Consider the following 12,496-nt stretch of genomic DNA (forward strand, 5'->3'; position numbering starts at 1 on the left):
GGCCCGGCGCGCCTAGGCTGGCGTTCACCCGTCCGTCGTCTCGGAGGTGACGCACGATGACGCAGGAGCCGACCGATCCCGAGTCCCTGTCCGAGTTGCTCCAGGAGAGCCAGGACGAGCCGTACGCGGAGGAGCTCTCCGAGGAGACCCCCCGCGAGGACGCGGCGGAGCAGCGCCTCGATCTGCTGCGGCTGCGGGACACGCCGCTGACGGAACGCGACGCCGAGTCCGACCCGGCCGACGCCGCCGAACAGTCGCGCGTGGTCGACCCGGGGGACGACGAGTACCGCTGAGCGGGCTGTCCACAGAGTGAAATCCTGGCCCCACGATGCACGCACAGCGACGGCTCGAACGTACGATGACAGCACGGAGAACCACACGAACGGCGCCCAGCGCGCGACGAGAGCAGTCCGGGAGGCGGCGTGACAGCCACTGAGCAGACCGAGGCCCGGCCGCGCGGCACCCGCCTGCCGCGGCGGGCCCGGCGGAACCAGCTGCTGGGCGCGGCGCAGGAGGTCTTCGTCGCCCAGGGCTACCACGCGGCGGCGATGGACGACATCGCCGAGCGCGCCGGCGTCAGCAAACCGGTGCTCTACCAGCACTTCCCCGGCAAGCTTGAGCTGTATCTGGCCCTGCTCGACCAGCACTGCGAGGCGCTGCTGGCCGCGGTGCGCCAGGCGCTGGCCTCGACCCAGGACAACAAGCTGCGGGTCGCGGCGACCATGGACGCCTACTTCGCCTTCGTCGAGCACGAGGGCGGCGCGTTCCGGCTGGTCTTCGAGTCGGACCTGACCAACGAGCCGACCGTGCGGGAGCGGGTCGACCAGGTCTCCTACGACTGCGCGAAGCTGGTCAGCGCGGTGATCGCGGAGGACACCGACCTCGGGCCCGAGCAGTCGATGCTGCTCGCGGTGAGCCTGTGCGGGATGGCCCAGGTGACCGCCCGCCACTGGCTGAGCAGCGGCCAGAAGGTGCCGCGTGAGGTCGCGCACGGGCTGATCGCGTCCCTGGCGTGGCGGGGCATCGCGGGGTTCCCCATCCAGCACTGACGCCTTGCCGGCGGGGCGCGGGCGACCACCCACCTGGCCGGTGCGGCACCGCGGTCGTCCCCGCCTCGCCCCGCCACGAAAGCACCGCGCCCCCGAGCAGGCCGTCACCGGCCACAGGCGAACCCGCACCCGACCCACCACGCCAGCCCGAACCAGGGGCGCGGGAAACCGCGCGAGCAACCCACCAGCGGGCTCACGCCGGCAAGGCGCTGTTCGCTACGGGCGTGGCCGATCGGGCACGGCCCCGTGGTCGGCGCGGTTAACCTGTGTCAGCAGAACGGCGCGGACCATCGCGCACGTGGATGACCAGCGGAGGGACAAGCCGTGGAGATCAAGATCGGCGTACAGCACACGCCGCGCGAGATCGTTCTTGACAGCGGACAGTCTGCCGAGGAGGTGGAGAGCGCCGTCGCCGCCGCGCTCTCCGGCGGCGGCAAGCTGCTCACCCTGGTCGACGTTCAGGGTCGCAAGGTCGTCGTTCCGGGCGACCGGCTGGCCTATGTGGAGATCGGCCGGCAGACCCAGCGCCGCGTCGGCTTCACCCCCGCCTGACGCACCAGGACGAGCGAGGGCGGCGGCCGGGAGACCCCGGCCGCCGCCCTCGTGGCGTCAGGACCCGCGCCGCCCACCCGTGGAGTGAACACCGCCATGCACACCCCCCGTCCCGTGCCCGTGCTCGACCTGGTGGCCGAGCGGCTGCGCGACACGCTCGGTGAGCCCGACGCGCGGGCCTCGGTCACCTTTCTCGGCACCGAACGGATCGAGGTACTCCGCTTCCCCGCGCCGGGGCGGGGGCTCGTGCGCTACGTCACACTCGGCATGTCGGCCGCGCCCATGGCCGACCCGACGGCGGCCGTCGCCGATCCGGAACGCGGGCCGCGCGCCGAGCTGACGCTCACGCTGCGCGCCGGTCTCGCGCCGACCGACCAGGCGCTGCGCGCGCTCGCGACGTTCGCCGCGACGCCCCAGGTGGAGGGGGTGGTGGTGGCGCCCGGCGGGTCGCTGGAGCTGGGCGAGCCGCTGTGGCCGGGGGCCGCGTTCCGGGCGGTGCTGGTCGGCGAGGGCGGCGACCCCGTTCCCGATCTGGAGCTGCCGGAGCCGCTCTCCCCGGTGCGTTTTCTGCCGCTGCTGCCGATGACGCCGGCGGAGGCGGCGTGGAAACGCGCCCGGGGTGCGCCGGCGCTCACGGAGCGGTGGACGAGCGCCGGAACAGACCTCACCAGTCCCACCCGTTCGGCGGTTTCCCTCCAGGGGTGAACAAGCTTGACGCCGGCTCACGGCGGCGCGACTGTTGATGCCCATGAGGGGTGAACCGAGCTGCCCGAGATGCGGTGCCCCGGCGCGGGCCCCCGGACTCTTCGCCGACTCCTGGCAGTGCCCCGCGCACGGTGCCGTCCACCCGCTGCGGCCCGTGGTGCCGCCGAGCGTCGGCGCCCTCGCGGCGGTGGCCGACCGCGCCTCGGTGCCGCTGTGGATGCCCTGGCCGCTGCCGGTCGGCTGGCTCTTCACCGGGGTGGTCAGCGCGGGCGACGACACCGGGGGCGCACGGGCCACGGCCCTGTCCTGCTCGGGCCCCGGGCCGCTCGGCGGCGCCTGCGAGATGCTGCTCGTCGCCGAGGAGACGGGGGTCGGGCTGGGCGCGCGGTACGCCGGCCTGCCGGGCCCCGACCCGGGTCCCGGGCTGTCGGCCGACGAGCCGCCCCGGGTCAAGGTGGTGGCGGCCGGGCGGCCCACGCCCCTGTGGCTGGTCGGGGGCGCGCCCTCCGACCGCGCGGTCTTCGCGGGCGAGGCGGCGGGCATCTGGCTGTGGGCGGTGGTCTGGCCCGAACGGTCGGGGCCGCTGCTCCACGAGGACCTGGTCCTGGCCGACCTGCGGGAGGCCGGCTCCGAGCTGGCGCTGGTGCCCTGCGGGAGGCTCTCCGCACGACTGCTGGAGTGACCGGCGGCGGGCCGGGTAACCTGACCGACGTGCGCATCGACCTGCACACCCACTCGACCGCTTCCGACGGCACCGACTCCCCCGCCGAGCTGGTGCGCAACGCCGCCGCCGCGGGCCTCGACGTCGTCGCGTTGACCGACCACGACACGGTCGCCGGCCACGCGGAGGCCGCCGCCGCGCTGCCGCCGGGGCTGACGCTGGTGCCCGGCACGGAGTACTCCTGCCGGCTGGACGGCGTCAGCCTCCACATGCTCGGCTATCTCTTCGACCCCGAGGAGCCCGCGCTCGCCAGGGAGCGCGACCTGCTCCGCGACGACCGGGTGCCCCGGGCGCGGGAGATGGTGCGGCTGCTGCGCGAACGGGGTGTGCCCGTCACCTGGGAGCGCGTCCGTGAGCTCGCCGAGGGAACGGTCGGCCGCCCGCACATCGCCGCCGCGATGGTCGAGGCCGGGGTCATCGACGACGTCTCCGCCGCGTTCACCGCCGAGTGGATCGGCGACGGCGGCCGGGCGTACGTGAGCAAGCACGAGCTGGACGCGTTCGAGGCGGTGCGCATGATCCACCGGGCCGGCGGGGTCGCGGTCTTCGCGCACCCGCTGGCCCTCAAGCGCGGGCGGTGCGTGCCGGAGAGCGCGATCGTCCGACTGGCCGAGGCGGGCCTGGACGGCGTGGAGGTCGACCACTTCGACCACGACGCGGCCATCCGCGACCGACTGCGCGGCATCGCGGGCGACTTCGGCATGGTGGCCACCGGCTCCAGCGACTACCACGGCAGCCGCAAGCCGTGCCCGCTCGGGCTCAACACCACGGCGCCCGAGCAGTTCGAGGCCCTGACCGCGCGCGCCACCGGCGCCAAGGTGATCGGTCCCCCGGCCTCCTAGGTCGCCTGGCGCCTTCTAGGACCGCTCGGGCAGCCCGGCCCAGAACGCGGCCAGCGCCGCCGCCGTCTCGACCGGGCGGTCCGCGTTGGGCGAGTGTTCCGCGCCCTTGATCACCGTGCGGTGGGCGCCCAGCCTGCGGGCCATCTCGTCCAGTTCCGGCACCGGCCAGGCCGCGTCGCGTTCGCCCGAGATCACGTGCACCGGCACCCCGGTCGCCGCCAGCGCGTCGACCCGGTCCGGCTCGTAGCACAGCGTTCTTCCGGTGCGGCGGAGTTGGGCCGGCTCGTTGGCCATCCAGCGGCGGCGTTGGAAGTTCCACAACTCGCTGGTGTCCGCTTTCGGTTGGACCCACCACCACAGCCGCCGCTGCCCCAGAGTCGGCAGCCCGGCGGCCACCGCGCGGGCCCGCCAGCGCTGTCCGCGCGCGACCCGGCCCGCGCCCGAGGCCAGCAGCGTCAGGGAGGCGAACGGCTCGCGCCCCCCGGCGGCTGCCCGCAGCACCGCGCCCCTGCTGATCAGCCCGCCCAGCGAGTGCCCCAGCAGGTGCACGGGACCTTCGCCCAACTCGGCGGCCTGCGCCAGCACATCCTCGGCCAGCGCGCCCAGCCCGTAGGAGCGGTGCTCCCGGTCGCCCGCCGTCTCGTGCTGCCCGCGCCCGTCGACCGACACCGCCCGGAACCCGGCGGCGGCCAACGGTTCGAGCAGCGCGATGAAGTCCTCCTTGCTGCCGGTGAACCCCGGCACCAGCAGCGCGGTCCCCAGCGGCGGAGCGCCGGCGGGCGCGGCGTCGAGCACCGCGAACCCGCCCCTGCGGGTGGCCAACGAGTAGGCCCGCACCCCGGCGGGCGGCACCAGAAACGGCGGTCTGCTCATGCCGGAACAGTAGCCGCCGCCACCCCGCCACCCGACGGCCCGGCCCGGCGTGGCCGCACCCCGAGACCCGACCGTCACCCGCGGGTAACGCCACGGGGGTGTCGCGCGCCGGCCGAACACGCCAGAATCTACGCGCGTTACGCACGACCACCGAGGAGCCAGCCGGATGTCCCTAGACCGCAGAACGTTCGTCGGCCGCACCGCCGCCACCGGCGCGGGGGTCGCCCTCGCCGGCGGGCTCGCCGCCGCACCCGCCGCCGCCTCCGCCCCGGCACCGGCCGGCGCGGGGCGCCCGCCCCACCGCTTCGAGCTCACCGTGCTCGGCACCACCGACCTGCACGGACACGTCCACAACTGGGACTACTTCACCGACGCCGAGTACACCGACGACGAAGGCAACGACGTCGGGCTCGCCAAGATCTCCACCCTCGTCAAGCGGCTGCGCGCCGAACGCGGCCCGGAGCGCACGCTCCTGGTGGACGCGGGCGACACCATCCAGGGCACCCAACTCGCCTACTACTACGCCAAGGTCGACCCGATCACCGGCGACAGCGGCCCCGTGCACCCGATGGCGCTGGCCATGAACGCCGTCGGCTACGACGCGGCGGCCCTGGGCAACCACGAGTTCAACTACGGCATCCCGCTGCTGCGCGCCTTCGAGGAGCAGTGCGACTTCCCGCTGCTGGCCGCCAACGCGCTGGACGCGGCGACCGAGCGGCCCGCGTTCCGCCCCTACTGGATGACCCGGGTGCGCGCGCCGCACGGGCCGGACGTGAAGGTGGCCGTGCTGGGCCTCACCAACCCGGGGATCGCGATCTGGGACCGGGTCCACGTCGAGGGGAGGATGGTCTTCCCCGACCTCGTCGGGCAGGCCGCCCACTGGGTGCCCCGGCTGCGTTCCCTCGGCGCCGACGTGGTGCTGGTCTCCGCCCACTCCGGCACCAGCGGCGAGTCCTCCTACGGCGACCAGTTGCCGCACGTCGAGAACGCCGCCACCCTGGTCGCCGAGCAGGTCCCCGGCATCGACGCGATCCTGGTCGGCCACGCGCACGAGGAGATCGCCGAGCGTCGGGTGGTCAACGAGGCCACCGGCCGCGAGGTGGTGCTGGCCGAGCCGCTGAAGTGGGGCCAGCGGCTGACCGTCTTCGACATCGCGCTCAGCAGGTGGCGCGGCGGCTGGCGGGTCGACGGGGTCTCGTCGAGCGTGCTCAACAGCAACACGGTCGAGGAGGACGAGGAGATCACCACGCTGCTGGCCGAGCAGCACGAGCGGGTCGTCGCCTACGTGAACCAGGTGATCGGCACCGCGACCGAGGGCATGAGCGCCGCCGAGGCGGCGTGGCGGGACGTGCCGATCATCGACTTCGTCAACCACGTGCAGGCCGAGACCGTGCGGGCGGCGCTCGCCGGCGGCGAGTACGCGGAGCTGCCGGTGCTCTCCCAGGCCGCGTGCTTCTCCCGCACGGCGGCCATCCCGGCCGGCGAGGTCACCATCCGCGACGTGGCCGGGCTCTACGTCTTCGAGAACACGCTGGAAGCACGGCTGATCACCGGCGCCCAGCTGCGGGAGTACCTGGAGTTCTCCGCCCGCTACTACGTGCGGACGGCGCCGGGCGACCCGGTCGACCCCGAGGCGCTGACCAACGCGGACGGCATCCCCGACTACAACTACGACGTGGTGTACGGCGTCACCTACGACGTGGACATCGCCCAGCCCGTCGGCTCCCGGATCAGCGAGCTGCGGCTGGGCGGGGAGCCGTTGGCCGACGACGCCGAGCTGGTGCTCGCCGTGAACAACTACCGGGCCTCGGGTGGCGGGAACTTCCCCGGCATCCCGGAGGCCGAGCAGCTGTGGGCGGACTCCGAGGAGATCCGCAACACCCTCATCGCGTGGGTCGAGTCGACCGGCCAGATCGACCCCTCGGCCTTCGCCGGGGAGGACTGGCGGCTGACCCGGGAGGGCGAGCCCGTCTTCTGACACGGGCACGCCCCGACACGGCGGGCCGGCGGCAGGGCGGGCTCAGTCGCCGCCGGTCGCCGGGGTCGCCCCGGTGGCGTTGCCGCCCCGGGTGCGGCGCCGGCGGCGGCGCGGCGCGCGGGGCGCGGTGCCGTCGGCCTCGGCCGCCGCCTTGGCGGCCTCGGCGGGCCGCGCCTCGCCGGCCGGCTGGCCTGCGACGGGCTCGCCGGCCCGGGTGCGCCGACGCTGCCGCTTGGGCCGCGCCGGGCGCTTCGGCTCGGCCGTGGCGGTGCCGGCGGCTCCGCGCCGCCCGCCCCGCCTGGCCTGCGGCCCGCCGAGGTCCTCGACCTCCTCGGCCGCCAGGCCGGCCCTGGTGCGCTCGGCGCGCGGCAGGGTGCCCTTGGTGCCCTCGGGGATGCGCATCTCGGCGAAGAGGTGCGGCGAGGTGGAGTACGTCTCCGGCGGCTCGTGGAACGCCAGCCCCAGCGCTTTGTTGATCAACTGCCAGCGCGGGATGTCGTCCCAGTCCACCAGCGTGACGGCGATGCCCGCCGCGCCGGCCCTGCCGGTGCGGCCGATCCGGTGCAGATAGGTCTTCTCGTCCTCGGGCGTCTGGTAGTTGATCACGTGCGTGACGCCGTCCACGTCGATGCCGCGGGCGGCGACGTCCGTGCAGACCAGCACGTCGACCTTGCCGTTGCGGAACGCCCGCAGCGCCTGCTCCCTGGCGCCCTGCCCCAGGTCGCCGTGGACGGCGCCGGAGGCGAAGCCGCGGCGGCTGAGCTGGTCGGCCACGTCGGCGGCGGTGCGCTTGGTGCGGCAGAAGAGCATGGCCAGGCCCCGGCCCTCCGCCTGGAGGATGCGGGCGACCATCTCCGCCTTGTCCATCGAGTGGGCCCGGTAGACGTGCTGGGTGATGTTGGCCACAGTGGCGCCCTCGTCGTCCGGCGCGGTGGCGCGGATGTGCGTGGGCTGGTTCATGTAACGGCGGGCGAGGCCGATGACCTGGCCCGGCATGGTGGCCGAGAAGAGCATGGTCTGCCGCCGGGTCGGCAGCAGCTCGATGATCTTCTCCACGTCGGGCAGGAAGCCGAGGTCCAGCATCTCGTCGGCCTCGTCCAGCACCAGGCAGCGCACCTGGGAGAGACGCAGCTTGCGCTGGCCCGCGAGGTCCAGCAGGCGCCCGGGGGTGCCGACGACCACGTCGACGCCCTTGGTCAACGCCTCGACCTGCGGCTCGTAGGCCCGGCCGCCGTAGATGGACAGCACCCGCACGTCGCGGGCCTTGCCGGCGGTGAGCAGGTCGTTGGTGACCTGCTGGCACAGCTCGCGGGTGGGGACGACGACCAGCGCCTGGGGCGCCTCGCTGAGCTGGTCGGCGTTCGCGCGGCCGGCCTCGACGTCGGCCGCCACGGTGACGGACTCCAGCAGCGGCAGCCCGAAGCCGAGGGTCTTACCCGTGCCGGTCTTGGCCTGCCCGATGACGTCGGTCCCGGCGAGGGCGACCGGAAGCGTCATCTCCTGGATGGGGAACGGGGTGGTGATGCCGACGGCCTCCAGGGCCTCGGCGGTCTCGGGCAGAATCCCGAGATCTCGGAATGTGGTGGTGGTGGACAGCGTGGTTGCCTCTTCTGTGTGACGCGGCACACGGCGGCGAGGCGGGTCTGTGAACCGCGCCATGGTCCGGCGGCCCCTTCGGGGCCGGCCGCGGCCGGCACGGGACCCGGTCGTCTCGCTCAAGCGCAAGCACCGCGCGAGCGGGTCCCTCTGGTCACGAGCCGTGCGGGGAGCACGATCCGCGTGAGGGCTGGTCACGTTCGGAGCCGATCGGGCCACCGACCGGACACCGCAGGGCCACCCGGGCTCCGCGTTCCGGGGCCCAGGAGACTCCAGCTTCGGAATCGAGACCCACCACAGCTGGGCGAGTCCTCTTAGCACTGTACCCCGGAACCGGTCACACATGGCAGGGTGCGTTCCGTCACCGGGGTCGGGAGAGCCCGAGCGGGCGTGGGGCGCGTGCCCTGGGACTATCCTGCTTGGCCATGGAGACGCCGCAGAACCCCGCCGACGAAGCCGCCGCAGAATCCACCGCCGAGACGGCGCCCACGGGGATCGCCGCGAGCGACTGGGCCGAGGCCTCGGCCGACCCGCGCTACCGCGCCGCCGTCGTCGACCTGCTGGGCGCGCTGGCCTACGGGGAGCTCGCGGCGTTCGAGCGGCTGGCCGAGGACGCCAAGCTGGCGCCCGGGATCTCCGACAAGGCGGCGTTGGCGCGGATGGCGTCGGCCGAGTTCCAGCACTTCGAGCAGCTGACCGGGCGACTGCGGCAGATCGACGAGGACCCGACGGAGGCGATGGCCCCGTTCGCCGCGCCGCTCGACGAGTTCCACCGGCTGACGGCACCGTCCGACTGGCTGGAGGGCCTGGTCAAGGCGTACGTCGGCGACGCCATCGCGGCCGACTTCTACCGCGAGGTGGCGTCGCGGCTGGACTCCGACACCCGCGCCCTGGTGCTGCGGGCACTGGACGACTCCGGCCACGCCTCCTTCGCGGTGGAAAAGGTGCGCGCGGCGATCGAGGCGGAGCCCCGGGTCGGCGGGCGGCTCGCCCTGTGGGCCCGCCGGCTGATGGGCGAGGCGCTCTCCCAGGCCCAGCGGGTGGTGGCCGACCGCGACGCGCTCTCCACGATGCTGGTGGGCGGTGTCGCCGACGGCTTCGACCTGGCGGAGATCGGGCGCATGTTCTCCCGCATCACGGAGGCCCACACGAAGCGGATGGCCGCGCTGGGCCTCTCGGCGTAGCGGCTGGTCGCCGCGGACGACAACCATGCCGGACAACCCAGGTGGGTAGTCGACCGCAACACGGTGGACAGTTACCCGCGCAGTTCCCCGCGCCCCTACCGGACCGGCGGCGACTCGGGGGCGCGGGGAACTGCGCGAAGCATCCGTGACGAGCCGCAGACGACAACCGTCCTGGCCGGACCCGCACCGACGTCGCCCCCACACCACCGGACAGCTCCCCGCGCCCCCACCAGACCGGCGGCGACTCGGGAGCGCGGGGAACTGCGCGAAGCATCCGTGACGGGCCGCAGACGACAACCGTCCTGGCCGGACCCGCACCGACGTCGCCCCCACCCCGGCAAGGTGGGTGGTCGACTGGGGCGCGGCGCCGTCACTAAGCTCGCCGCATGGCGACAACCGCGGTGGAGCACGGATTCGACCGGGCCCTGATCGAGGAGGCCGCGCGGAAGTCCGCGCTGGTCTGGGTGCGGGGGCCGCAGGGGCCGGCCAGGCCCCTGTGGCACGTCTGGCACGACGGCGCCCTCTGGCTCGTCGGCGGCCCCGGCGAGCAGCCGTTGGACGGGCTCGGCCTGGTCCCCGGCGGCCGGGCCACGGTGAGCTGCCGCAGCAAGGACAAGGGCGGCCGGCTCGTCGTCTGGGCGGCCGAGGTCGCCGAGCCGGGACGCGAGGACCCGTCGTGGGCGACGGCCGTCGCCGAGCTGGCCGGCAAGCGGCTGAACGCGCCGGACACCGCGTCCCTCGCCGACCGTTGGGCGGCCGAGTGCACGGTGCTGCGGCTGGCGCCGGTGGGCGAGCCGCTCCAGCGCCCCGGCGCGATGCCGGACGACGGCGGCGCAGCCGCCCCGTTGCCCACCCCGGCGAGCACCCGGGTCGCCACCCCCAGCGGGCTGCCGACCCGCCGCCGCGCCCGACGCGGCGGCCGTCAGTCGTCCTCGGGCAGCACCTCGTCGCCGTAGTCGACGACCTCCTCGTCGGCCGGCGGGTGGAGGCTGAACTCCTGGTCCCAGTCGGTCAGCCGCAGGTCGCCCGCGTCGCCCCCGCGATGCAGCCGCAGCGGGTAGGGGGTGCCCTCCAAGGCGACGTCCAGGGTGCCGCCGTCGCCCTCGGCCGCGTTGAGCTGGATGGTCTGCACCCCGTCCACCTCGCTCTCCTCGCCCGTGGACCGTTCGCCGTCGAGGACCAGCAGCGACTCCAGCAGCGCGTTCTTCTCGGTGAAGCCGCTCAGCTCCGCGTAGGCCGGGTCGTCGGGCGAGACCAGCACGTACTTCCCGTCGAGCTTCTGCGTGGGGTCGCTCTCCAACTCCTCGGGGATGCCCTCGGTCTCCCAGAACGCGGCGTCCGCGCGCATGTACATGTCGTCGCCGACCCGCAGCAGTTCGAACGTGGTGTCCTCCATGGACACCTCGCCGACCCCGCCGTCGGGGCCGATCCTCATGTCCAGCCGGAACGAGCTGCCCTCCGCGACGACGGTGCCGGAGAGCCGCACGGTGGTGGCCTCCGTGGCGGCGGTGCGGGCGCGTTCCTCGATCTCCTCGGGCGGCAGTTCGTCGACCCCGTTGGTCTCGACGGCCGGCTCGTCCGACCCGCACGCGACGGTGCCGAACCACAGCGTCACTCCCGTCACGGCCGCCGCCGTGCCCCGACGCCAACCCCGGTGCGATGCGGGGCCACGAGCTGTCACGGTGGGTGCCTTTCCTCCGTTGGAGCGCTGGTGGCGGCAGCGTACCGGCAACGTGACGGCGCCGGTGTCCGGGGCGGTCCCTCGACGGCGGTGGGGCGCCGTACCATCGGGGCATGGCTACCGACATTCCCCCTGCGACCGGCGCCACCGGCACCCTGCCCTCCGAGGACGACGTGCGGGCCGCGCTGCGGCGGGTGAACGACCCGGAGATCCACCGTCCGATCACCGACCTCGGCATGGTGAAGTCGGTCGCCGTCGAGCCGGACGGAAAGGTCGCCGTCGGGATCTACCTGACGATCCAGGGCTGCCCCATGCGGGACAACATCACGGCGGACGTGACCGCCGCGGTCTCCGCCGTTCCCGGGGTGCGCGAGGTCGCCGTCGAGCTGGACGTGATGAGCGACGAGCAGCGCAAGGAGCTGGCCACCACGTTGCGCGGCGGGCAGGCCGAGCGCGAGGTGCCGTTCGCGAAGCCGGGGTCGCTGACCCGGGTCTACGCGGTGGCCTCCGGCAAGGGCGGGGTCGGCAAGTCGTCGGTGACGGTGAACCTGGCGGCGGCGATGGCCGCGGACGGGCTGAAGGTCGGCGTGGTCGACGCCGACATCTACGGGCACTCGGTGCCCCGGATGCTGGGCACGGACGCCCGTCCCACCCAGGTGGAGAACATGATCATGCCGCCCAGCGCGCAGGGCGTGAAGGTGATCTCCATCGGGATGTTCACCCCGGGCAACGCCCCGGTGGTCTGGCGCGGGCCGATGCTGCACCGGGCGCTCCAGCAGTTTCTCGCGGACGTCTACTGGGGCGACCTGGACGTGCTGCTGCTCGACCTGCCGCCCGGCACCGGGGACATCGCCATCTCGGTGGCGCAGCTGGTTCCCGGCGCGGAGATCCTGGTGGTGACCACGCCCCAGCAGGCGGCGGCCGAGGTCGCCGAGCGGGCCGGCTCGATCGCGGTGCAGACCCACCAGAAGATCGTCGGCGTCGTGGAGAACATGGCGGGCCTGCCCTGCCCGCACTGCGGCGAGATGGTGGACGTCTTCGGCACCGGCGGCGGCCAGCGCGTCGCCGAGGGGCTGACCAGGACGACCGGCGCCGAGGTGCCGGTGCTGGGCAGCATCCCGATCGACGTGCGGCTGCGGGAGGGCGGCGACGACGGCCGTCCCGTGGTGCTCTCCGACCCGGACTCGCCCGCCGGGTCGGCGCTGCGCTCGATCGCGGCCTCGTTGGGGGCCCGGCAGCGCGGGCTGGCCGGGATGTCGCTCGGCATCACCCCGCGCGGCAAGTTCTGACGGCCTCGCGGGGCGCGACGGTGGTG

The 12,496-nt window shown here is 74.3% G+C and carries 12 protein-coding genes and 1 pseudogene; 10 read left to right on the forward strand and 3 right to left on the reverse strand.

Going from position 1 to position 12,496, the window contains the following annotated elements; all coding sequences use genetic code 11:
* The first annotated feature begins 56 nt into the window (after positions 1 to 56).
* From CRP51_RS05390 to CRP51_RS05415, 6 genes are all read left to right on the forward strand, one after another.
* On the forward strand, positions 57 to 293 hold the full coding sequence (locus tag CRP51_RS05390) for a hypothetical protein (protein ID WP_097229803.1): 237 nt from the start codon (positions 57 to 59) through the stop codon (positions 291 to 293).
* A 129-nt stretch (positions 294 to 422) separates the two neighbouring features.
* The gene (locus CRP51_RS05395) at positions 423 to 1,049 is read left to right on the forward strand and encodes a TetR/AcrR family transcriptional regulator (protein ID WP_097229804.1); all 627 of its coding nucleotides are present in this window, start codon (positions 423 to 425) and stop codon (positions 1,047 to 1,049) included.
* Between the two features lie 324 nt (positions 1,050 to 1,373).
* Complete coding sequence (locus CRP51_RS05400; protein ID WP_097229805.1) at positions 1,374 to 1,601, forward strand: DUF3107 domain-containing protein; 228 nt, start codon at positions 1,374 to 1,376, stop codon at positions 1,599 to 1,601.
* A 96-nt stretch (positions 1,602 to 1,697) separates the two neighbouring features.
* On the forward strand, positions 1,698 to 2,306 hold the full coding sequence (locus tag CRP51_RS05405; protein ID WP_097229918.1) for a suppressor of fused domain protein: 609 nt from the start codon (positions 1,698 to 1,700) through the stop codon (positions 2,304 to 2,306).
* 43 nt (positions 2,307 to 2,349) lie between these two features.
* Positions 2,350 to 2,988 carry a DUF6758 family protein gene (locus CRP51_RS05410; RefSeq protein ID WP_097229806.1) on the forward strand — a complete coding sequence of 213 codons (639 nt, stop codon included), beginning with the start codon at positions 2,350 to 2,352 and terminating at the stop codon, positions 2,986 to 2,988.
* Positions 2,989 to 3,017: 29 nt separating this feature from the next.
* Entirely contained in the window at positions 3,018 to 3,869 is an 852-nt protein-coding gene (locus tag CRP51_RS05415) for a PHP domain-containing protein (RefSeq protein WP_097229919.1), read from the forward strand.
* Positions 3,870 to 3,884: 15 nt separating this feature from the next.
* Here the strand turns inward: CRP51_RS05415 and CRP51_RS05420 are convergent, their stop codons facing one another.
* The gene (locus CRP51_RS05420; protein ID WP_097229807.1) at positions 3,885 to 4,742 is read right to left on the reverse strand and encodes an alpha/beta fold hydrolase; all 858 of its coding nucleotides are present in this window, start codon (positions 4,740 to 4,742) and stop codon (positions 3,885 to 3,887) included.
* Between the two features lie 166 nt (positions 4,743 to 4,908).
* On the opposite strand from CRP51_RS05420, the gene CRP51_RS05425 reads away from it, so the two are divergent.
* Complete coding sequence (locus CRP51_RS05425; protein ID WP_097229808.1) at positions 4,909 to 6,720, forward strand: bifunctional metallophosphatase/5'-nucleotidase; 1,812 nt, start codon at positions 4,909 to 4,911, stop codon at positions 6,718 to 6,720.
* 62 nt (positions 6,721 to 6,782) lie between these two features.
* On the opposite strand, the pseudogene CRP51_RS05430 reads toward CRP51_RS05425, so the two are convergent.
* Positions 6,783 to 8,449: pseudogene (locus CRP51_RS05430) on the reverse strand (DEAD/DEAH box helicase); the annotation flags it as partial.
* A 292-nt stretch (positions 8,450 to 8,741) separates the two neighbouring features.
* Between CRP51_RS05430 and CRP51_RS05435 the strand changes: the two are divergent.
* Together CRP51_RS05435 and CRP51_RS05440 are read left to right on the forward strand one after the other, a co-directional pair.
* Positions 8,742 to 9,500, forward strand: coding sequence for a ferritin-like fold-containing protein (locus tag CRP51_RS05435; RefSeq protein ID WP_097229809.1), 759 nt, complete (start codon positions 8,742 to 8,744; stop codon positions 9,498 to 9,500).
* Between the two features lie 386 nt (positions 9,501 to 9,886).
* Complete coding sequence (locus CRP51_RS05440; RefSeq protein WP_097229810.1) at positions 9,887 to 10,456, forward strand: hypothetical protein; 570 nt, start codon at positions 9,887 to 9,889, stop codon at positions 10,454 to 10,456.
* Here the strand turns inward: CRP51_RS05440 and CRP51_RS05445 are convergent.
* On the reverse strand, positions 10,423 to 11,124 hold the full coding sequence (locus CRP51_RS05445; RefSeq protein WP_245880377.1) for a hypothetical protein: 702 nt from the start codon (positions 11,122 to 11,124) through the stop codon (positions 10,423 to 10,425). The genes CRP51_RS05440 and CRP51_RS05445 overlap by 34 nt on opposite strands.
* A gap of 170 nt (positions 11,125 to 11,294) precedes the next feature.
* On the opposite strand from CRP51_RS05445, the gene CRP51_RS05450 reads away from it, so the two are divergent.
* Positions 11,295 to 12,470, forward strand: a complete 1,176-nt coding sequence (locus CRP51_RS05450; protein WP_097229811.1) for an Mrp/NBP35 family ATP-binding protein — start codon at positions 11,295 to 11,297, stop codon at positions 12,468 to 12,470.
* Positions 12,471 to 12,496 lie beyond the last annotated feature (26 nt).

Source organism: Streptomyces zhaozhouensis, assembly GCF_900230195.1.
Classification (GTDB): domain Bacteria; phylum Actinomycetota; class Actinomycetes; order Streptomycetales; family Streptomycetaceae; genus Streptomyces; species Streptomyces zhaozhouensis.